Here is a 20,571-nt window from a genome sequence, read left to right on the forward strand (position 1 = left end):
TCCGGGGTTACTACCGAGCGTAGCCTTTTTTTGGGAATCTCGGAATGGCATCGGGCAGTCTCCGGGATGTATGGCGAGAAAGTCCGAAAGGCGGATCTGTGGGTTGGCGGAAAGGGCATCGTGATGCAGCCGATCGGAAAGTCAGCGGAGATCTTCCTGCGCAGAGAAGTCGAATCGGTTTCGCGCGCACGGGAATTGGTTCTCGATCTCCTGGGTGCCGATCATCCGGCTTACGAGCAGGTGCGGCTGGCCGTCTCCGAGATCACCACGAACGCCGTCGAACACTCGGAGTCCGGACCGGTGGGGGACCTGGTCATGGTCGTCCTGAAGGTGGTCGACGACTTCGTGCGGATAGAGGTCACCGACCCCGGTTCCGAGTCCAGCAAACCACACATACGGGAGAATCAATCCACGAATGCGGAAGACGGGCGAGGGCTTTTCATTGTCAACCAGCTTTCATCGGGAAACTGGGGCATTCGCGACTTCGGGGCCGGTGGCCGGACGGTATGGTGTGCGATCCCGGCGAATCCCTCAGGCTCCGATGAAATTCCCATGGATACGTATGCCATTCCCGCCGTCCAGCCGGAGGCGTAGCATTCGGTGATTTTCTTCAAGCGCGGCATGCGCTCAAAACCCGGTCCTCGACAGGCGTGGTGTGTACGTCTTCCCTGGGAAGAGCAGCCCCGAACCTGAATCGGCGGGGCCGCCGCCTCCACGCCGGGTGAGGCGTAGCTGTGAGGTCCTCTCCAGGCCCCGCCCCTGTCGCGGTTCCCTCCTCCGTCTCGCGAGGCACCACCTGGCCGATCCTCGCCACGGCGAGATCCGCCAGGCAGGGCCCGGTGCGTTTCGACTCTCCGCTCTGACGGGTCACGGATGTGGCGCTGAGATGTCCCAGAGTCGTGTCGCGCTGTCGTGGCCCGCGGTGGCCAGCAGGTGGCCGCCGGGGTGGAAGGCCACCGCGCGGACGGACGCCCAGGAGCTGTGCCGGATGAAGGCGGAGTGCTTCCGGACGCCGTCGGGCGGGGCGGCTCGCGGGGACAGGCAGACATCGGCAAGCCTCTGCTTGACCTCTTCGGCCAGCTCGGAATCGAAGCCCTCGATGGCCAGCAGATCCCGTTCGCCGAGGGCGACCAGTTCACCGTAGGTGTGGAGGCCCACGCGCTTGAGGCGATTGTACGCACGGACCGTGAGGTTGAGTTCCTCGATGGGCAGAGCCAGGTCGTCACCCGACGAGTACCCCAGGCACAGTGGGTCATGGTCCGTCGTCCATGACTGGCGTAGTGACATCGTGGACCTTCCTTAAGATCACACTCTCCCCGGCGGGGGTCTTTCCGCCGCCTGCCGAGGTGTCAACCCGCGTCGTTCCGCGGGGCGCCCGTCAGGGTGGGGGCAGGCCCTGTGCGCGCCGCGGTAGGTCGGCGACCCGGGTGAGTCCGGCTTCGACGGGACGGGTGGTCGCTCCCTGGAGGGCGCCCGTGCGGGTCGTTCGGCGGTGGGGCGAGGTCGTCGTGGACACGTTCCGTCACGGTTGTCCGTGGATCCGGGGCGGGCCGTGACTTGAAACCTACTAAACCAGTATGGAACTATGGTTTTTATGTTCGCGGCACTGACCACGTACAACAGGCGTCGCGTGCCGGAAATCATGCTGGTGCGCTGCCTGTTCGTCGACTTCGTACGGACCGACGGCGCCATCTGTCGCTGAGGCCGCACATCACCGAGCGTCAATGACGGCCCACGTGGGCCCGTCCTGCCTCGCCTCGACGGCGACGTCGCGGGGGCACCTCGTCTCTTTCTCCACCCGTCTGGCGAGCACGCCGTAGGAGATCTTTCGCATGGCCCTTGTGGTAGCAGTGATCGGCGGCCCGGCCCCGGGTTCCGCCACCGCGGCCCTCGCCGAGAACGTCGCCGAACGGCTGGAGTTGGAGGGCCACACCACGGTGCTGATCAGCCCGGCGGACCTGCCGCCCGCGGCGCTGATCGCCGGGGACTCCGCCGATCCGCAGATCCGTTCCGCGATCGAGTTGATCGAGCAGGCGGACGGGGTCGTGGTGACCACCCCGATCTTCCAGGCGTCCTACTCGGGGCTGCTCAAGACCTTCCTGGACGTGCTGCCTCCAGGCGCGCTGGCGGGCAAGGCCGCGCTGCCGCTGGCCAACGGCGGCAGCCGGGCGCACCTGCTGGCCGTCGACTACACGTTGCGGCCGGTGCTGAGCGCGCTGGGCTGTCCGCAGGTGGGGCAGGGGGCGTTCGTGCTCGACACCGACATCGTCCGGCACTCCTGCGGGGTCAGCCTGACCGGCGCGAGCGAATCCCGTGTAGCGGCGGTCTGCCGCCAGTTCGCCCACGCCCTGATCCCCGACCGGACCTCCGTCCGGTCCTCCGACCGGTCACTGTTCTGACCTCGGCCTTTCTCTCCTACAACGACCTTTCCAGGTCGTCCTTTTGACAAGGGTTTCTCATGTTCGGATATTCGTTGTTCTCGACTTCCCCCGTTCGGGCGGCAGCCGCAGGGGCCGCACTCGCGTTGCTGGCCGCCGGATGCTCCTCGGGCGGTGCGGCCACCGCGGGCGCGAGCGGCGCCGACAGCGGCGCGCCGGTGCAGGGCGGCAAGCTGACCATCGCGGTCTCCAGTTTTCAGCCGTGCCTGGACGTCTCGCTCACCGGCGGCCGCAACAGCACGGTCACCCACCAGATCCTGGACACCCTCACCGACCAGGACCCGAAGACAGGCGAGATCATCCCGCGGCTGGCCACCAAGTGGGAGGTGAACGACGACTACACCGTCTTCACCTTCCACCTGCGCGAGGGCGTGACCTTCAGCGACGGCACCCCTCTGGACGCCAAGGTGGTCGCCGACAACTTCAGCACGCTCGCCGCGCTGGTCGGCGAGGGCAAGACCGACACCCTGACGCTGAACGCGCTCAACAGCTTCTCCGGCGCGGAGGTGGTCGACCCGCTGACCGTCAGGCTGAACTTCAAGCTGCCGGAGCTGGGCTTCCTGCGCAACGCCAGCGACCCCTACCTGGCGATCCTGTCGGCGTCCACACTGGCCACGACCACCGAGGAGCGCTGCGCGGGCAAGCTGGTCGGCACCGGACCCTTCGTCTTCGACCAGATCGTCAAGGACAAGTCCATCACCCTCAAGCGCCGCGCGGACTACACCTGGGGTGCCGAGGGCGTGGTGGCGCACCAGGGGCCGTCGTACCTGGAGGGCATCGTCTTCGAGGCGGTGCCCGAATCGGGAGTGCGGGTCGGCGGCCTGGTCAGCGGCCAGTTCGACATCAGCGACGACATCCCGATCACCGATCTGCCGCAGCTGCGCTCGGCCGGGCAGACGATCGTCTCGCGGGTGGTGCCCAACCTGGTCCCGGGCATGCGCCCCAACCCGTACAGCCCGCTGGGCTCCGACGACGCGGTCAGGCGGGCCATCCTCAAGGGCACCGACCGCAAGGAGATCACCGAGACCCTCTACCCGGAGATCTACAAGGCCCCGACCAGCATCGTCTCCTCCGGCACCGCCGGGTGGAAGGACTTCGGCGCGGACCTCGCGTACGACCCCGAGGGCGCCAAGAAGATCCTTGACGAGGCGGGCTGGAAGCCGGGTGCCGACGGGGTCCGGGAGAAGGACGGCGTACGGCTGGAGCCGAAGATCACCTACATCATCGGCAACTTCTTCGGCGCCACCCAGCAGGAACTGGAGCTCGCCCAGCAGCAGCTCGCCAGGATCGGGGTGAAGGTCGAGATCAAGGCCAACACTCCCGCCGACAACGCCGCGATGCTCAAGGACATCTCCAAGGCCGACTACGACTTCCTCACCGGCTCGGGCGCGAGCAAGGACATCGACTTCCTCGCCGGGCTGTTCAAGAAGAGCAACTCCGCGCTGCTCAACGCCGAGCAGCCCGAGCTGGAGGCCGTCGCCGACGCGCTGAACGAGGCGGCCACCCCCGAGGCCCGCACGAAGGCCGCGGACGACCTGCAGAAGTACGTCATCGACCACGGCCACTGGATTCCGCTGCGCGAGCAGACCAAGGTCGTCGCGGTCTCCCCGCGGGTCAAGGGCTACGTCCTCGACACCTATGCCGCGCACTTCTTCCACGACACCTGGCTGGCCGGCTGACCATGGCCCGCTACCTGCTGCGCCGCGCGGCCCAGGGCGCCTTCGTGCTCTGGGCGGCCTTCACCGCCGGCTTCGTGATCCTCTACCTGCTGCCCAGTGATCCGGTGGAGATCATGCTCGCCTCCACCGGATCCATGGGCGAGCTCGATCCCGGTGCGGTGGCCGCGCTGCGCGCCGAATACCACGTCGACGAGCCGTTCTACGTCCAGTACGGCATCGCGCTGTGGCGGTTCGTCCAGGGCGACTTCGGAACCTCCATTCCCCAGCGGCTGCCGGTCACCGAGCTGATCGGCCAGGCGCTGCCGGAGACCCTGGGCCTGGCCGCGCTGGCCTTCGCCATCGCCGTGCTGCTCGGCGGGGGACTGGCCCTGCTCACCGGCTACCTGCGTGGGGGACGGCTGCGGCGGTTGCTGCTGTCGCTGCCCCCGCTGCTGGTGTCGATCCCCTCGTTCTGGGCGGGGTTGATCCTGCTGCAGGTCTTCTCGTTCCGGCTCGGCTGGTTTCCCGCGATCGGGAACCGGGGCTTCGCCTCGGTGGTGCTGCCCGCGGTGACGCTGGCCCTGCCCACCGCGGCGATCATCGCCCAGGTCCTGATCAAGAGCCTCCGCCAGACCTGGGACGAGGCGTTCGTGGTCACGGCCACCGCCAAGGGCGCCTCCAGGCTGCGCATCCTCTTCGTCGACGTGCTGCGTCACGCGAGCCTGCCGAGCCTCACCCTGGTCGGCATGACGGTCGGCAACATGCTGGCCGGGGCGATCGTGGTCGAGACGGTCTTCTCCCGGCTGGGGGTGGGCCGCCTGGTCGAGCAGGCCGTCTCCGCGCAGGACATCCCGATGATCCAGGGCCTGGTCGTGCTGTCGGCTCTCGTCTTCGTGGTGGTGAACCTGGTGGTCGACGCCGTCTACCCGCTGCTCGATCCGCGCATCCGGCCGTCGCGGGCGGCCACGTGAAGGAGCTGAGCGTGTCCGATCCCGCCACGACCCTCCCCGGCGGCCTCGCGCCGCACGAGCCATCCGATCCCGGGGCGCCAGGCCTCCCGCCCGGCCCCGACTCCGGCCTCGGATTCGCTCCTGTCTCCGAGCTCGGCTCCGAGCCTGGTTCCGGCTCCGATCTCAGGCCCGACACCGCCTCCCGCCCCGGCCGGCCGCGCCGTGGCACCGGCGGGGCACGCGCGATCATACGGCGCCCCGGACTGACACTCTCCGTGCTGTTCCTGGTGCTGGTGCTGGCCTGGGCGCTCACACCCGGGGCCTTCGCCCCCTTCGACCCGCTGGTCGGCTCGCCGAAGGACAAGCTGCTGCCCCCGAACGGCACCTACTGGTTCGGCACCGACCACCTCGGGCGCGACCTGTTCTCCCGGGTCGTGCACGGGGCCTCGCTCTCGCTGACCGCGACCGCCCTGGCGGTGCTGGTCGGATTCCTCGCCGGGTCGTCCCTGGGCCTGCTCTCGGGGTACCTGGGCGGCCGGTTCGACGACGCCGTCATGCGCTGCGTCGATGTACTGCTGTCGATTCCGGGACTGCTGCTCTCGCTGGCCGTGGTCACCGTGCTGGGTTTCGGCACGCTGAACGTGGCGGTCGCGGTCGGTGTGGCCGCGGTGGCCGGTTTCGCCCGGGTGATGCGGGCCGACGTGCTGCGCGCCCGCACCCAGGTGTTCGTCGAGGCGGCCGAGGCACTGGGCGTCGGCCGATGGAGATCCCTCATCCGCCATGTGCTGCCGCACGCGGTGGGCTCGGTGCTGGTGATGGCCGCCCTGGAGTTCGGCACGGCCATCCTGGCGGTCTCCTCGCTGAGCTTCCTCGGCTTCGGCGCGCCGCCGCCCGCTCCCGAGTGGGGGTCGCTGGTCTCCGAGGGGCGCAACTACCTGGTGAGCGCCTGGTGGCTGACCACCCTGCCCGGCGCGGTGATCGTGTTGACCATGCTGGCGACCAACCGGGTCGCCCGCGCCCTGGACACCGGCAGGGGAGACGACCGTTGAGTACACAGCCCCTGCTGCGCCTGACCGACCTGCGGGTCGGGTACGGGCCGGCCCGGCGCGGTGGTGACCGGCACGAGACGGACGCGGTACGCGGCGTCAGCCTGCGGGTGGACCGGGGGGAGGTGGTGGCGCTGGTGGGCGAGTCCGGCTCGGGCAAGTCCTCCACCGCGCACGCCGTCAACGGGCTGCTACCCGCCACCGGGCGGATCAGCGCGGGACGGGTCCACTTCGGCGGGCAGGACATCACCGGATGGCCGGACCGCGCGATGCGCCACCTGCGCGGCGCCGAGATCGGGTTCATCCCCCAGGATCCGGCGGTCGCGCTCAACCCGGTACGGCGCATCGGGCACCAGGTGGCCGACGTGCTGCTGCTGCACGGCCGGGCCACCCGCAGGAACGTCCGGGGACCGGTCGAGGCGGTCCTGGCGGAGGCCGGGCTGCCGGACCCCGCCGACTACGCCCGCCGCTACCCGCACGAGCTGTCGGGCGGCATGCGCCAGCGGGTGCTGATCGGTATCGCGCTGGCCTGCGCGCCCCGGCTGGTCATCGCCGACGAGCCGACCAGCGCGCTCGACGTCACCGTCCAGCGCCGCATCCTGGACCACATCCAGCGCCTGACCTCGGCGAACGGCACCGCCGTGCTGCTGATCACGCACGATCTGGGGGTGGCCGCCGACCGGGCGGACCGGATCGTGGTCATGCGGGAAGGCCAGGTCGTGGAGGAGGGGCCGACCGAGCGGATTCTCGGCGGCCCTCGGCACGCCTACACCCGCCGCCTGCTGGGCGCGGTCCCCACCCTGACCGGGCCGACGCTGATCGCCACCTCGTCGCCGGGTCAGGCGGTCCCCGGCGCACGCTCCGAGACGGAGACGGCCTCGGAGCCGCGTCTGGAATCGCGACCGCGCGCCGAGGCGGGGCCGAACCCGGAGACGCGTTCGGAGACCGATACGGAGACGGCGCCGCTGCTGGAGCTTCGGGGTGTCACCAAGGAGTTCAAGCGCGCCGCCTCGGTGACCGTCGCTGTCAGCGACGTGGACCTTGTCGTCGGCCGGGGCCGCACGGTCGGCCTGGTGGGCGAGTCGGGCTCCGGCAAGTCCACCACCGCGCGGATGGCGCTGCGGCTGGAGACCCCCACCCGGGGGCGGGTCCTGTTCGACGGGGTGGACATCACCACGGCCACCCGCGGGAAGCTGCGTCCGCTGCGGCGGCGCTTCCAGCCCGTCTACCAGAACCCGTTCGCCTCCCTGGACCCGAGGCTCTCGGTCGCGGCGCTCGTCGACGAGCCGTTGGACGCGTTCGGCGAGGGGGACCGCGCCGCCCGGCGCCGCCGGGTCGCCGAGCTCGTCGACCAGGTCGCCCTGCCCTCGTCGGTTCTCGACCGGCACGCCACCGAGCTGTCCGGCGGCCAGCGGCAAAGGGTGGCCATCGCCAGGGCGCTGGCGCTCCGCCCCGAGCTGATGGTCCTCGACGAGCCCGTCTCGGCACTGGACGTCTCCGTACAGGACCAGATCCTGCGGCTGCTCGTCGAGCTGCAGGCGCGGCTGGGGCTGAGCTACCTGTTCATCTCCCACGATCTGGCGGTCGTCCGCCAGATCTCGCACGAGGTCACGATCCTGTGCTCCGGATCCGTGGTCGAGAGCGGTCCGGCCGAGCGCGTCTTCGACAACCCGCACCACTCCTACACGAAGGAACTTCTCATGGCGGTACCCGGACAGCTGGACCACGGCACGGACGCGAGCCCCCGATGGTGAGCCCGCTGACCGGCGCGCGTACCGAACGGCAGGTCCTCGCCGCGCTGCAGGAACTGGTTCCGGCGATCTCCGCCCGGGTCGCGAGGGAGGACCGGCCGCACGCGGAGACCTTCGCCGACCTCAGGGCGGCGGGCCTGCCCTCCTTCGTCATCCCGGCCGCGTACGGAGGCGGGGGCGCCACCCTGCCCCAGGCCAGCCGGGTGATCCGGACCCTCGCCGCCGCCGACGCCTCGGCCGCGCTGGTCCTCGCCATGCACTACATCCACGGCACGCGCCTGCTCTCGCCGCAGGTCCCCGGCCGGGGAGCCGCCGAGCTGGGCCGTACCCTCGCCGTCACCGACGGCCTGGTCAACTTCGCCAGCAGCGAGCGGCTGAGCGGCGCCCCCAGCAGGGGCGGCGCCGTCCAGACCCGCGCCACTCGCGGGGACGACGGGTCGTGGCTGCTGAGCGGCCACAAGCGCTACGTCACCGGCAGCATCGCCCTGGATCACCTGCTGGTGTCGGCCACTGTGGACGACGACGGCGACGACACCGCCGCCGAGCCCGTGGCGCGCACCTTCGTCGTCCCGGCCGACGCGGACGGGGTGCGGATCGAGCCGACCTGGGACACCTTCGGCATGCGCGGCTCGGCCTCGCACGACGTCATCCTCGACGGCGTCACCGTCTCCGCGGACGCCGTCGCGGAGGCGTACGACCCCGAGGTGGCCCCGGAGATCACCCGTACCTTCGGCGCCTGGTGGGCGCTGCTGCTGGCCTCGATCCACCTGGGCATCGCCGAGGCGGCTCGCGAGGCGGCACTCGTGTTCGCCACCGGTCCCCGAGGCGACGGCCGTCCGGGCAGCCGCGCCGAGCAGCCCCGCACCCAGGAACACGCCGCGCGCGTCGAGCTGGCCCTGCTCCAGGCGCGTCTGCTGCTGGAGGACGCCGCACGCCGGTGCGAGGGTGTCCCGGAACCCGCCGACGTCGTCCAGGCCACCGCCACCAAGCTCCTGGTCCACCGGCACGCCTCGGACGCCGTCGACCACGCCTGCCGCCTGGTCGGCGGAGCCTCCGTCTGGAACGCCTCACCGCTGGGACGCCACTTCCGTGACCTGCGCGTCGCCCTGTTCAACCCGCCCAACGAGGACGTCGTGATCGACGCCGTCGGCCGCGCCGCCCTCGGACTGAACGAGAAAGGCACCTGGACGTGACCCCGTCCCGCCGTACGATGTCGCTGAACTTCAACCTCAGCGGCGTCGGCCACCACACCTCCGCCTGGCGCCACCCCGACAGCCGGACCGACCAGGCCCTGGACGTCGAGTACTACGTGCGGCTCTGCCGGACCGCCGAGCGCGGCGGGTTCGACTCGATTTTCATCGCCGACACCCCGGCGCTGCGCGGCGACCTGAACGACGCCCTGGCCAACACCCCCTTCGAACCGCTGACCCTGCTGTCGGCCATCGCCACCCGCACCACCCACATCGGTCTGATCCCCACCGTCTCCACCAGCTACAGCGACCCGTACACCGTCGCCCGCCAGATCGCCTCCCTCGATCTGATCAGCAAGGGAAGGGCGGGGGTCAACCTCGTCACCTCCGCGGGTGACCACGTCGCCCGCAACCATGGCAGGGAGCGGCACATCCCGCACGCCGACCGCTACGCCCGCGCCCGGGAGTTCGTCCAGGTGCTGGAGCGGCTGTGGGGCAGCTGGGCGCCGGACGCGGTCCTGGCCGACCGCGAGGCCGGCACCATGATCCGTCCCGGCGGCATCACCCCGATCGACCACGTCGGCGAGCACTTCTCCGTGGCCGGGCCGCTGACCGTGCCGCCCTCGCCGCAGGGACGCCCCCCGATCGTGCAGGCCGGGGCCTCGCCCGCCGGGATCGAGCTGGCCGCCGCGCACGCCGACGCCGTCTACGCCCGCTCCATGTCGATCGACGAGACGCGAGGTGTCTACCGCTCCATCAAGACGCGGGCCGTCGAGCTGGGCAGGGACCCGCACTCGATCAGGGTCCTGCCAGGCGTGGTGCCCTACGTCGCGGCCACCGAGGCCGAGGCCAGGCGGCTGGTGCGGGAGATCGAGTCCCGGTTGGTGACCAACCCCAACGCCCTCACCGCCCTCGGCGTGATGCTCGGCATCGACCTGTCCGGATACTCCCCGGACGACGCCGTCCCCGTGCACCTGCTCCCCGCTCCGGAGGACTTCAACGGCTCGGTCACCGGCTTCGTCGAGCTGCGCACCATGGCCGTCGACGAGGGTCTCACCCTCGGCCGCCTCGCCGGTCGCCTCGGCGGCCTCGCCCCGCTGGGCATGTGGGCGCTCATCGGCAGCGGGGAGCAGGTGGCCGACCAGCTCCAGTACTGGTTCGAGAACGAGGCGGCCGACGGCTTCAACCTGATGATGCCGATCGCCCCCGGCGGCATCGAGTCCTTCGTCGAGCACGTCGTGCCGATCCTGCGGGAACGCGGCCTGGTGCGCGCCGGCTACCAGGGCGCCACCCTGCGTTCCCACTTCGACCTGTCCCTCGACACCCCGTCGCCACTTCACTGAGAGGAAGACCATGACCGTCTCGCCCGAGGACCTGCTCATCGACCCCGAGCAGGCCACCGGAAAACTCGCCGCCGGTGCGCTCTTCGTCGACGTGCGCCGCCCCGAGGCGCGCGCCGAACACGGCCTGCTGCCCACGGCCGTCGCCGTGGAGAAGGTCGACGTCCTGAGGAGTTTCGACCGGGAATCTCCGGAACTGCTGGCCGACGCCGCAGATCCGGACCGGGAGATCGTCGTCTTCTGTTCGTCGGAACGCGGCTCGGGGCCGGTCGTTCAGAAGCTCGCGGAGTTGGGGTACACCAACGTCACCCATATTCTTGGCGGGTTCAGCGCATGGAAGGAACAGGGCTTTGCGACACACCCCCATGACGGCGCGGTCACGGATGCCTGAACACCCGCAGGCACAGCCGTCCGCGTGCGACCGGGCTCGCTGAGGCCCAGGTGCGAATCTCGGCCAAGACCGACTACGCCCTGCGCGCCCTCACGCAGCTCGCGGCGCACGCGGACCGCCCGGTCAGCTCCGAGGAACTCGCGCAAGGGCAGGAGATCCCGCACAAGTTCCTCGAAGCGATCATGGCGGAGCTCCGGCGCACCGGGTTCATCACCAGCCAGCGCGGCACCGGAGGCGGGCACCGGCTCCGCCTCCCCGCAGACCAGGTCGTCATCGCCGACGTCATCCGTGCCCTCAATGGGCCGCTCACCGTCATTCGCGGAGAATGTCCTCAGGACATCGAGTACGGCCCGCCCTCGGAAGGGCTGCAAATCGTGTGGATCGCCATGCGTGCCACCCTCAGGTCCATCCTCGAATCGGTGACACTCGCCGACATCGCCGGGGGAACACTGCCCGGCCGTATTCGCGAACTCGCCGGTGACCCGGATGCCTGGGTGACCCACTGGTTCCAAAGTCCCGGCCAGATTCAGGAAACAGGCCGCAAGGTCTGATCCACGCCGTATTCGAATGTCAGAAGGACGGAACGTCGACATCCTCCCCGCCCTGAAGGGCGGGGTCTCCACGCTGGGGGTATTTGATGAGTGAGAGCCCGACCGGACTGATCGGTGCGGACGAGCTGGCCGAACGGCTCAGGTCTGGGGCGCGGGTCCGGCTTCTCGACGTTCGATGGCAGCTCGGTGACCCGCACGGCCACCGCGCCTACCTCGAAGGGCACCTGCCGGGAGCCGTCTTCGTCGACCTCGACGGCGAGCTGGCCGCCCCGCCCTCCGCCGAGGCCGGACGCCACCCGCTGCCGGACCCGGACGCGCTCCAGCGCGCCGCCCGCCGCTGGGGGCTGGACGACGGCGACGAGGTCGTCGCGTACGACGCCGGTGGCGGCCTGGCCGCGGCGCGCGCGTGGTGGCTGCTGCGCTGGGCGGGGGTGTCCTCGGTGCGGCTGCTCGACGGCGGCCTGCGGGGCTGGACGGAGGCGGGCCATCCGGTGGAGACCGGCGAGGTCCGGCCCGAACCGGGGAACGTGACGCTGGCCTCCGGTGCCCTGCCCGTCCTCGACGCCGACGCCGCGGCCGAGCTCGCCGGCACCGGCGTGCTGCTCGACGCGCGGGCCGCCGAGCGCTACCTCGGCCACACCGAGCCGGTGGACCCGCGCGCCGGGCACATCCCCGGCGCGGTCAACGCCCCCACCGGGGAGAACCTGACGCCGGATGCGACCTTCCTCGACAAGGAGGCGCTCGCCGGCCGCTTCGGCGCCCTCGGGGTGAAGGAGGGCAGCGAGGTCGGCGTCTACTGCGGTTCGGGGGTGACCGCCGCGCACACCGTCTTCGCACTGGAGCGGATCGGGATCCGCGCGGCCCTGTACGCCGGGTCGTGGTCGCAGTGGTCCAACGACCCCGAGCGGCCCGTGGCCACCGGCTGACGGGGACCCGGCACGGGGGCACTCGCCGGGACGACGGGCCGCGTTGTCGCCATCGCGGCCCGCCGACCCGATCGGGTGCCCGGTCTCGTCACGAGCTCCGAGGGGCGCCGGCCGCCCGCTCGTGCTCGGCCTCGGCCACGCGGAGCTTGATTCCGGTGATGAATCGCTCGACGGCGTAGCGGAACTGGCGCGCCATCGTCTGCACACCCGCACCCGGTGCGTATCGCATCAGGTTGGGGTACGGCGGCACGGAACCCGCGGTCTCACCCTCCGCCCGAGCCTCGCTGTAGCGGGGATTTCCCGGCGAGGTGCGCTCGCCCGCCACGAACCCGAACAGCAAGGTGATGAGCGCCATGTAGGAGTCGCCCACCTCGTCATCCGGCAGGCCGCTCTCCGCGACGAGCCCGACGAGGGCGTCCGCCACCCTCAAGGTCTCGGGCCCGAGTTCCCAGGCCGCGCGCCAGAGCACGTCGACGAGCGCGGGGCGCGGCAGCAGTGCCTCGTGGCAACGGACGAGGGTCTCGAGCAACCGTACGTCCCAGGTGCCGGCGGCGGGAACGGTGACCTCACGGAGGGTCTCGTCGAGGATGAGCAGCAGCAGTTCGTCCTTGTCCCTGACATGCCAGTAGAGCGTCGACGAGCCGGTGCCCAGTGTGTTGGCGAGCTTGCGCATGGACAGTTTCTCGACACCCTCCGTGTCGAGAAGCCGGGTTCCGGCCCTGATCACGTCCATGCGGGTGAACGTCAGCCGGCCTTTGGCGCGGGCCGAATCCGACCGGCGCCGCTCTGGTTCGAACTCTGCTCGTGACACACGAGCAGTGTACTGTCACTCGATCCGGTTCTCGGCGATCATGTCGTGGCGGCCTCTGCCGGGGGGCGACCCGGGTCCGTCTCCGTACCCGGGTGGCCAGGAGAGCACGGAGACGGGGCGAGGTCAGGCCCCGGTCCTGATCTCCGTCCCCTGGGCGGAGACGAGGCGCCATCCGGCGCCGGAGCCGGCGACGAAGACATGGGTGTACCTGCTGCCGCCGGTGAACGTGCTGCCGTCGGGGTTGGTGAAGTTCATCCCGGTCCGCCCGACGACGATGCCGACATCGCCGATCCGGCGCACGACGGCCTCGTCGGGAAAGGACTGGACGGCCGGGAACCGGACGGCTCCCGACGACACCGCGTCCAGCAGGACGGAGCCGGGTACCGCCGCGCCGTCATTGACGCTGACCAGGATGAAGTCGTCCGCCAGCAGTTCGCTCAGGCGGGCCGCGTCGCCGGCGACCAGGGCGTCGAAGAAACGCCGGTCGTGGTCGAGAAGGGACGCGCGGTCGTCAGGGGTGGCCAGGGTGTTCATCGGACTCCTCTTCTGCGATGGGGAGCGTCACCGCTCCTTGCTGATCGAACAAGCGAGAGCACCCGCCGGTGCCTCCGTGGAAGCGGCGCCGGGGTCGCCCGGCCGCCGTTTGGGAACGCTGATCGTGCTTCTGGAACAATGATATTGACACACGAGCACCGTTCGAGTGATAGTGGGCCCACCTTACCCGCCGCGCCTCCGGGCGGCCAGTCCTCGCTGGTCGAAGCCACGGCCGCGGCCATCTCAGGAGGTTCACATGACCCTTCGCACCTGCGTGCTGGTACACGGCGGCTGGCACGGCGGCTGGCACTGGGACGACGTCGCGGCGAGGCTGCGGAACGCGGGCGCCGACGTCCACGCGCCGACGCTGACCGGTCTGGCCGAGCGGGCGGGTGAGGCCACCGCCCGGACCGACATGTCGACGCACGTCGCCGATGTCGTTCGCGTCATCGACGAGCACGGGCTGGACGACGTCGTACTGGTCGGCCACTCCTACGGAGGGATGGTCATCACCGGTGTCGCGGCCGAGCGGGGCGATCGGCTGGCCGAGCTGGTGTACCTGGACGCCTTCGTGCCCCAGGACGGCCAGTCCGTGGGCGACCTGCTGGGCCCGGACTTCACCGCGGCCGCCCGGGCGTTGGCCGAGGCCGCGGGCACCCCCTCACTCATCCCGCCCATGTTCCCCGTCGAGGACACCACCGGCTGGTCCGGCGAGCGCGCCGCCGCGATCGCGCGGAGGCTGACCTCGCACCCCATCGGCACGATGGAGGAACCGGTACGGGCGCCGGCCGAACCGGCCGCCCGCCGTACCTTCGTCTACTGCAACGCCCGCCCTCTGGGGATCGTGGAACCGTACGCGAGCGCGGCGCGCGAGTCGCCGGACTGGGACTACTACGAGCTGGCCGGCCCGCACGACGCGGTACGCGTCATGCCGGCCACGGTCGCCGGGTTGATCGAGTCGCTCGCCTCCTGACGCGAGAGATCCCCGCACCACCACGGTCGTGGCCATGGCGGCCACGAATCCCCACCACCCCTGCCTTTCGAACAGGCCCGCCAGACTCAGATGGAGATTCCGCGATGACTCCCACACCGTACGCGCACCCGGTCGGCGAGGCGGGAGAGCCGAGGCCGCCGCTGACCCGATCCTGGTGGCCCGCCGAGGTGACGTCGCCGCTCGCCGACCTCACCGTCGGCGCCGCGCTTCGCGCCGCGGCGCAGGACAGCCCCGGCTCCGTCGCCCTCGTCGAGGGCGTACCCGACGCGGCACGACGCCGCCGGTGGACGTTCGCGCAACTGCTAGAGCAGGCGGAGGCCGTCGCCCGCGGCCTGCTCGCCCGTTTCGGGCCCGGCGAGCGAGTCGCCGTCTGGGCCGACAACCTGCCCGAGTGGGTGCTCCTCGAGTACGGCGCCGCGCTCGCCGGCATCACCATCGTCACCGTCAACCCGGCGCTGCGCGCGGAGGAACTGCGTCACGTCCTCAGGCAGTCCCGGGCGGCCGGGGTGTTCCTGGTTCCCGGCTACCGTGGCTCCGATCTCGCCGGGATCCTGGCGAAGGTACGCCCGGACCTGCCCGGCCTGCGGGAGGTCGTCAGTTTCGCGGACTGGGACCGGTTCCTGTCGGCCGGGCGGCCGGACACCCCGCTTCCCCGGGTCGCCCCGGGCAGCGCCGCGCAGGTGCAGTACACCTCGGGAACCACCGGGACCCCGAAGGGCGCGGTGCTGCACCATCGCGGGATCGTCAACAACGCCCGCCTCTACGCCGAGCGATGCCGGCTCACTCCCGGCGGGGTGCAGGTGAGCCCGATGCCGCTGTTCCACACCGCGGGCTGCGTGGTGAGCGTGCTCGGCGCGCTCGCCGTTCGCGGGACGCTCGTGCTCCCGTCCGCCTTCGACCCGGCGCTCATGCTGCATCTCGTCGAGTCCGAGAGGGCGGACACGCTCATCGGCGTGCCCACCATGCTCATCGGGATGCTGGACCACCCGGAGTTCACCCGCACTGACGTGTCCGGGCTGACCCGGGTGATCTCCGGGGGAGCCGTGGTGCCGCCCGAACTCGTCCGGCGTATCGAGACCCGGACCCCCGCGGTCGTCAGCGTCCTCTTCGCCCAGACGGAGGCGTCGCCGGTCATCACCGCGACCTCGTCCGAGGACGGCGGGCAGGACCGGATGGAGACCCTCGGCCGTCCTCTGCCCCACACCGAGGTGCGCATCGTCGATCCCTCCGACGGCACGACCCTCCCCGTCGGCACCGTCGGAGAGCTGTGCACCCGCGGGTATCACGTCATGACGGGTTACTTCGACGACGCCGTGGCCACCATGTCGGCCATCGACGCCGACGGCTGGCTGCACACCGGCGACCTGGCCAGCATGGACGAGCGCGGCTACTGCCGTATAGAGGGACGCCTCAAGGAAATGATCATCCGAGGCGGCGAGAACATCTACCCCCGCGAGATCGAGAACGTCATCTTCCAGCATCCCGACGTGGCCGACGTGGCCGTCGTCGGGGTACCGGACGACACGTGGGGTGAGCAGGTCGCCGCCTTCGTCCGCCCGGCGCCCGGTCGTACGCCGGACGTGGCGGGGTTGCGCGAGTACTGCCTGGCCCGGCTCGCTCGCCACAAGGTCCCGAAGCAGTGGTCCGTCGTCGAGGCGCTGCCGCTCACGGCGTCGGGCAAGGTGCAGAAGTTCCGGCTGCGCGAACGGCTCACGGGGGAGCGGACGCACCGGTCGTGAGCACGTGCCGGCGGCGACCGGTCGAGCCGGTCGCCGCCCGCGTGTCCCGGTACAGGGAAGTATCCAGACCGTCCGTGCCGTCCCCGCCGGCGAACACCGACAGGAGTGCGATGTGATCAAGCTGTTCACGCTGTGGAACCGGCGTCTCGACCAGACCCACGGGGAGGCCGTCGACTACTGGACGCGGGTGCACGCCCCGAAGGTGGTGGAGGCGCATGGTGAACGGTTGCTGCGCTACGCGTGCAATGTCGGGATGCCCGCCGACTATTCCGGCTGGGCCCCGGACGAGGCCCCCGCCTGGGACGGCGTCGCCGAGGGCTGGTACGACGTCGACGACCCGGCCGAGCTCGCCGCTCTGGTCGGCGAGACGTCCGACCGGCTGCGCGACGGCGAGCGAGACTTCATGGGCACCTTCCAGCACATGGCCACCGACCAGCAGGTCCACGTCGACAGGGCGCGTGCCCACCGAGGCGTCAAGGTGCTGTTCATGCTGGCGCGCCGGCCCGACATGACCCCGGCGCAGACGGCGGCCCACTGGCGCGAGCGGCATATGCCTCTCGTTCGGGACGTTCTCGGCGACACGCTCGTCCGCTACACGACCAACGTCGGCCTGGCCGCCGACTTCCGCGGCTGGTCGCCCTATGAGGCCTCCGCCTACGACGGCATCGCCGAACTGGCCGTCGACAATCCGGTGTCCGACCACATGGCGCTGCTCCAGGCCCGCCAGGACGTCCTGCTGCCCGACGAGCACGTCTTCATCGGCACGTACCGGATGGCGTTCACCCGTGAGGTCCTCGTACTCGGGCGGCCGGACGAGCCTTTGCCGACCACGGCGGGTTGACGACGGGGCTTCCCCCCGGGCCGCGCATGGGACGTCGGCCTTGGGACTCCTGCGACGACGGTGGGGGCCGCCGCGGGAGCCCTGGGGCCGGCGTCCTGTGTGACGATCTCCACATGGGCGAAAGTGCCCAAGGCGGTGGCGGACGTGCTCGCCGGGGCGGCCGGGGAAGGCCGCCCGTCTCTCACCTCCTGATCAACAACGCGATCTGGTAGGAGCCGATCCCCACCCCGAACAAGACCAGGTAGGGCGTGTCGACGACGTCGGCGGCGGCGGCGAGCGTCACCGCCGCGGAGGCGATGGTGAGGTTGCCGTAGTCGCTCAGCGTGTCGTGGTAGCGGGCCGGACGCAGGAGATCCCGCCAGTGCTCCAACAGGACGTCGGAGGCCTGGTGGCCGATCACGGTCACCTCCCCGAGGTCGATCCCGTGACGTCCGAGCAGCCTCCGGATCAGGTCCGGCGGCCCGTCCATCCCCGTGGACCGGAACGCTCCCACCCCCGCGTCGGGCTCGATGCGGTAGACGGGCCGGACGGTGTCGCCGGTGTCGCCGGCGTCCCGGCGGACGGCCATCGTCATGGCGCCGTACTCGGTGCTGCGCGTCTCGTGGATCCAGTCGACGATCACCATCCGTTCCGACCGGCGGAGCACGGCCGCACCCGCGCCATCCCCGATCATCCCCGCGTGCGGGTTTCGGGCGTCCACGTGACGGCTCCAGTTCGTCCCGACGCTCACCAGCGCGTGGGTGAAACGCCCGGCCCGCATGGACTCCCAGGCGAGCGCGAGCGCCATGACGAAGGTGCCGAACTCGCAGTTGACCGGCACCACGAGCGCGTGGCTCCCCAGTCCCAGGTCGCGATGCACGCGGAACAGCCCGTTCGGGCTCAGGAATTCGGAGACCGTTATGTATCCGTACAGGCTGTCGATCTCGTCCACGCGGACACCGGCCTCCTCCAGGGCCCCGCGGCACGCCGACACCGCGAGATCCTCGATCGCCTCGCCGTCCGCCAGGACCCGGCGGCTGCGGGCCCCGCTGAACAGCCCGCTCTCGGCCGAGGGCCCGCTCCCGGTGGAGACCGCCTCCGCGACCGTCGGCGGCAGGGCCGATCCCAGTCCCGCGACGCCGATGCCGGAACGCGTCTCCCCGGTCATCGGGCGTCCCCCGCGACCGCGGCGAACCGCTCACCGTAGGGGGGACTCACCCGGTAGTCGATCTTGACCACGACCACCTGGGGTCGCGACCACCTGGCCGCCGCCGACCTGGCCTCGCCCATCGTCCCCCGCAGGGCTTCGGCCTTCTCGACGACGTAGGCGTCGGCGCCGAGCGCGCGGGAGAACTGGGCGAGATCCACCGCCCCCAGCCCGTAGAAGTCGTCATCCAGGGAGAAACGTCCACCGTTCTGCGCGTGCTCTCCGTGGTTGACCATCCCCAGGTAGCCGTCGTCGAGGACGATGAAGATCGCGCCCACCCGGTTCTTGGCGGCGGTCCTGACCTCGTTGCCGTTCATCAGGAACGCGCCGTCGCCGACGAGCGCGGTCGCGACACGGTTGCCGTCACCGATCCTCCCGCCGACGGTCGCGCCGCACGACCAGCCCATCGACGACAGGCCGCACGGGTAGAAGACGCGGGTCGGCGGATCGATCACCAGATGGTGGGTGGCCCACGCCGTGCAGTTGCCCATGTCGATGTACAGGTCGTCCTGACCGGTGAGCAGGTCGTTGAGGGCGAGCATCACCGCCGCCGGCGACACGCCCATCCCGCTGTCACGGGGAAGCGGCACCGGCGTCGGCCGCGAGGAGGAGGGCGAGAGCGTGGGTGCCCGCTTCACCTCGCCCAGCCCGGGCAGCTCGCGGCGCAGACCACGCAGGAAGACCTCCGCGTCGGCCTGAACATGCTCGCCGCCCCTGAGGAACTGACCGAAGACCGTGGGATCCAGGTCGACGTGGAAGTACGACGAGACGGCCGCGAGATCGCGGTCGAAGCTCCTGGTCGCCCATTCCCCCAGACCGCTGCCGATCACCAGGAGGGCGTCGACCCCCGCCGCGGCGTAACTCGCCGCCCGCTCGCTGCCCGCCGTCCCCAGCACGCCGAGGCAGAGGTCGTCGCTCTCGGGGAAGACGCCCTTGGCACGCATGCTGGTCACGACGGGAACCCCCAGTGTGTGGACGATTTCCCGGAGCGCCGACTGATCCGAGCGCAGCGCCTGCCGCGCTCCGTTCCCCAGGAAGATCAGGGGACGTCGTGCCTGCGAGAGCGCTCCGAGGACGCGCCGCGCCTCGGCGGGGTCGAGTTCCATGCCGGGCCGCCGGGCCACCACGGTGGGCTTCTCGTCCCCGACCGGCATCCGGGCGATGTCCGCGGGAACCGACAGGTACGCGGCGCAGGGGCGGGGACCGGTCGCGACGTTGATCGCCTGGGAGAGGATTCGGGGAAAGGAGCCCGGGTCGCTCAGGCCGGTGGAGAACCCGGAGACGTGGGAGTACATCGCGGTCATGTTGGTGCCGAGATCGCTGCTGTCCTGAAGCGCCCTGAGGCCGAAGAGATCCGTCCGGACCTGACCGCCCACCACCAGCAGCGGAACCTGGTCACGGTGGGCGGAGGCGACCCCGGTCAGCGCGTTGAGGGCGCCGGGGCCCGCGGTGACCAGGCACACGCCCAGCTTTCCCGTCGACCGCGCGTATCCGTCCGCCATGAAGGCGGCTCCTCCCTCGTGAGAGGCGATGATGAATTTGATCTTCGGATGTTCTCGCAGTGCCTGAATGAACGCGGATATGTTTCCGCCGGGAATGCCGAAAACCGAGTCCACCCCCAGGACGTCGAGCTGCTCGAGGAGAAATTCGGCCACGGTCAGCTCGCTTACCGAATCTGTTCTGGTGTTCAGCATAACTGTTCCCCCCCGGGAAATGGAGCATTGGGATATCTAACGGGACAACGCGATATCTAACGACATATTCATCATCCGTTCGCCCACCGGGCATCACTCTCCAGGCGGACGCCGGATCACCCGTGCGGGGGAGGGGAGGGCCGCCACCGATCATCCGCACGGTGGAGAGGGGTGCTGTCGCCGGCGGGCGGGAGTCCGTTTTTCCAGGTCAAATGCACGGTGCGGGAATGGCGGCGTGGAGGGGCGCCCGCCGTCGAGGTGACGAACGCCCGGCATGCTCGAAATTCCCGGAGAACATAGAGTTAACAAACAAAGTGTTTATCGGGTGAATGGCGCTGTTTTGTAAAATCCGGAGACGTGAATCACGGAGACGGCCGAGACCGGTGACCTGACGCGTGAGGCCCTTTCCCGCCGCGGCGGCCACCGCCTTCGGGGAAAGGCCTTCCCCGGTGTCCGTCCGGCGCGTGAGGTCTCCCCGTACGGGCCGCCGAATCGGGGCCGCGACGCGGGACGGTTCCGGCGTGGTCCCGG

General features: G+C 70.6%; 19 protein-coding genes. 14 read left to right on the plus strand and 5 right to left on the minus strand.

All coding sequences use genetic code 11. The features are described 5' to 3' along the window. The first annotated feature begins 66 nt into the window (after window positions 1–66). The gene (locus ACFQVD_RS03015) at window positions 67–594 is read left to right on the plus strand and encodes an ATP-binding protein (RefSeq protein WP_343963365.1); all 528 of its coding nucleotides are present in this window, start codon (window positions 67–69) and stop codon (window positions 592–594) included. Window positions 595–867: 273 nt separating this feature from the next. On the opposite strand, the gene ACFQVD_RS03020 is transcribed toward ACFQVD_RS03015, so the two are convergent. Continuing rightward, window positions 868–1,287 carry a DNA-directed RNA polymerase subunit alpha C-terminal domain-containing protein gene (locus tag ACFQVD_RS03020; RefSeq protein ID WP_386270495.1) on the minus strand — a complete coding sequence of 140 codons (420 nt, stop codon included), beginning with the start codon at window positions 1,285–1,287 and terminating at the stop codon, window positions 868–870. Between the two features lie 545 nt (window positions 1,288–1,832). Between ACFQVD_RS03020 and ACFQVD_RS03025 the strand changes: the two genes are divergently transcribed. The 10 genes from ACFQVD_RS03025 (at window position 1,833) to ACFQVD_RS03070 (ending at window position 12,241) form a co-directional block, all read left to right on the plus strand. Then, window positions 1,833–2,399 carry an NAD(P)H-dependent oxidoreductase gene (locus tag ACFQVD_RS03025; RefSeq protein ID WP_343963368.1) on the plus strand — a complete coding sequence of 189 codons (567 nt, stop codon included), beginning with the start codon at window positions 1,833–1,835 and terminating at the stop codon, window positions 2,397–2,399. A 59-nt stretch (window positions 2,400–2,458) separates the two neighbouring features. Further along, window positions 2,459–4,117 carry an ABC transporter substrate-binding protein gene (locus ACFQVD_RS03030; RefSeq protein WP_343963370.1) on the plus strand — a complete coding sequence of 553 codons (1,659 nt, stop codon included), beginning with the start codon at window positions 2,459–2,461 and terminating at the stop codon, window positions 4,115–4,117. A gap of 2 nt (window positions 4,118–4,119) precedes the next feature. Further along, a complete protein-coding gene (locus ACFQVD_RS03035) occupies window positions 4,120–5,067 on the plus strand; it encodes an ABC transporter permease (RefSeq protein WP_343963373.1) in 948 nt (315 codons plus the stop codon). A gap of 11 nt (window positions 5,068–5,078) precedes the next feature. Further along, window positions 5,079–6,095, plus strand: a complete 1,017-nt coding sequence (locus ACFQVD_RS03040) for an ABC transporter permease (RefSeq protein WP_343963375.1) — start codon at window positions 5,079–5,081, stop codon at window positions 6,093–6,095. After that, window positions 6,092–7,846: an ABC transporter ATP-binding protein gene (locus ACFQVD_RS03045; RefSeq protein ID WP_343963379.1), complete on the plus strand. Its 1,755-nt coding sequence runs from the start codon at window positions 6,092–6,094 to the stop codon at window positions 7,844–7,846. The genes ACFQVD_RS03040 and ACFQVD_RS03045 overlap by 4 nt, the downstream gene beginning before the upstream one ends. Next, entirely contained in the window at window positions 7,840–9,036 is a 1,197-nt protein-coding gene (locus tag ACFQVD_RS03050) for an acyl-CoA dehydrogenase family protein (RefSeq protein WP_343963381.1), read from the plus strand. Before ACFQVD_RS03045 ends, ACFQVD_RS03050 begins: the two co-directional genes overlap by 7 nt. Next, entirely contained in the window at window positions 9,033–10,376 is a 1,344-nt protein-coding gene (locus ACFQVD_RS03055) for an LLM class flavin-dependent oxidoreductase (RefSeq protein WP_343963383.1), read from the plus strand. Before ACFQVD_RS03050 ends, ACFQVD_RS03055 begins: the two co-directional genes overlap by 4 nt. 10 nt (window positions 10,377–10,386) lie before the next feature. Continuing rightward, on the plus strand, window positions 10,387–10,764 hold the full coding sequence (locus tag ACFQVD_RS03060; protein WP_343963385.1) for a rhodanese-like domain-containing protein: 378 nt from the start codon (window positions 10,387–10,389) through the stop codon (window positions 10,762–10,764). Window positions 10,765–10,814: 50 nt separating this feature from the next. Continuing rightward, window positions 10,815–11,315: an RrF2 family transcriptional regulator gene (locus ACFQVD_RS03065; protein WP_343963387.1), complete on the plus strand. Its 501-nt coding sequence runs from the start codon at window positions 10,815–10,817 to the stop codon at window positions 11,313–11,315. 86 nt (window positions 11,316–11,401) lie between these two features. Continuing rightward, window positions 11,402–12,241 carry a sulfurtransferase gene (locus tag ACFQVD_RS03070; protein WP_343963389.1) on the plus strand — a complete coding sequence of 280 codons (840 nt, stop codon included), beginning with the start codon at window positions 11,402–11,404 and terminating at the stop codon, window positions 12,239–12,241. Window positions 12,242–12,329: 88 nt separating this feature from the next. Here ACFQVD_RS03070 and ACFQVD_RS03075 read toward each other — a convergent pair whose 3' ends face one another. After that, window positions 12,330–13,052 carry a TetR/AcrR family transcriptional regulator gene (locus ACFQVD_RS03075; protein WP_343963392.1) on the minus strand — a complete coding sequence of 241 codons (723 nt, stop codon included), beginning with the start codon at window positions 13,050–13,052 and terminating at the stop codon, window positions 12,330–12,332. Between the two features lie 123 nt (window positions 13,053–13,175). Further along, window positions 13,176–13,586, minus strand: coding sequence for a YybH family protein (locus ACFQVD_RS03080; RefSeq protein WP_343963395.1), 411 nt, complete (start codon window positions 13,584–13,586; stop codon window positions 13,176–13,178). A gap of 256 nt (window positions 13,587–13,842) precedes the next feature. On the opposite strand from ACFQVD_RS03080, the gene ACFQVD_RS03085 reads away from it, so the two are divergent. From ACFQVD_RS03085 to ACFQVD_RS03095, 3 genes are all read left to right on the plus strand, one after another. Beyond that, a complete protein-coding gene (locus ACFQVD_RS03085) occupies window positions 13,843–14,559 on the plus strand; it encodes an alpha/beta hydrolase (RefSeq protein WP_343963398.1) in 717 nt (238 codons plus the stop codon). 104 nt (window positions 14,560–14,663) lie between these two features. Further along, the gene (locus ACFQVD_RS03090) at window positions 14,664–16,319 is read left to right on the plus strand and encodes an AMP-binding protein (protein WP_343963400.1); all 1,656 of its coding nucleotides are present in this window, start codon (window positions 14,664–14,666) and stop codon (window positions 16,317–16,319) included. A gap of 112 nt (window positions 16,320–16,431) precedes the next feature. After that, window positions 16,432–17,160, plus strand: coding sequence for an EthD domain-containing protein (locus ACFQVD_RS03095; RefSeq protein ID WP_343963402.1), 729 nt, complete (start codon window positions 16,432–16,434; stop codon window positions 17,158–17,160). Window positions 17,161–17,341: 181 nt separating this feature from the next. On the opposite strand, the gene ACFQVD_RS03100 is transcribed toward ACFQVD_RS03095, so the two are convergent. Next, on the minus strand, window positions 17,342–18,307 hold the full coding sequence (locus ACFQVD_RS03100; RefSeq protein WP_343963404.1) for a hypothetical protein: 966 nt from the start codon (window positions 18,305–18,307) through the stop codon (window positions 17,342–17,344). After that, entirely contained in the window at window positions 18,304–20,040 is a 1,737-nt protein-coding gene (locus ACFQVD_RS03105) for a thiamine pyrophosphate-binding protein (protein ID WP_343963406.1), read from the minus strand. The genes ACFQVD_RS03100 and ACFQVD_RS03105 overlap by 4 nt, the downstream gene beginning before the upstream one ends. Window positions 20,041–20,571 lie beyond the last annotated feature (531 nt).

The organism is Streptosporangium amethystogenes subsp. fukuiense, assembly GCF_042665875.1.
In the GTDB taxonomy this organism is placed as follows: Bacteria; Actinomycetota; Actinomycetes; order Streptosporangiales; family Streptosporangiaceae; genus Streptosporangium; species Streptosporangium fukuiense.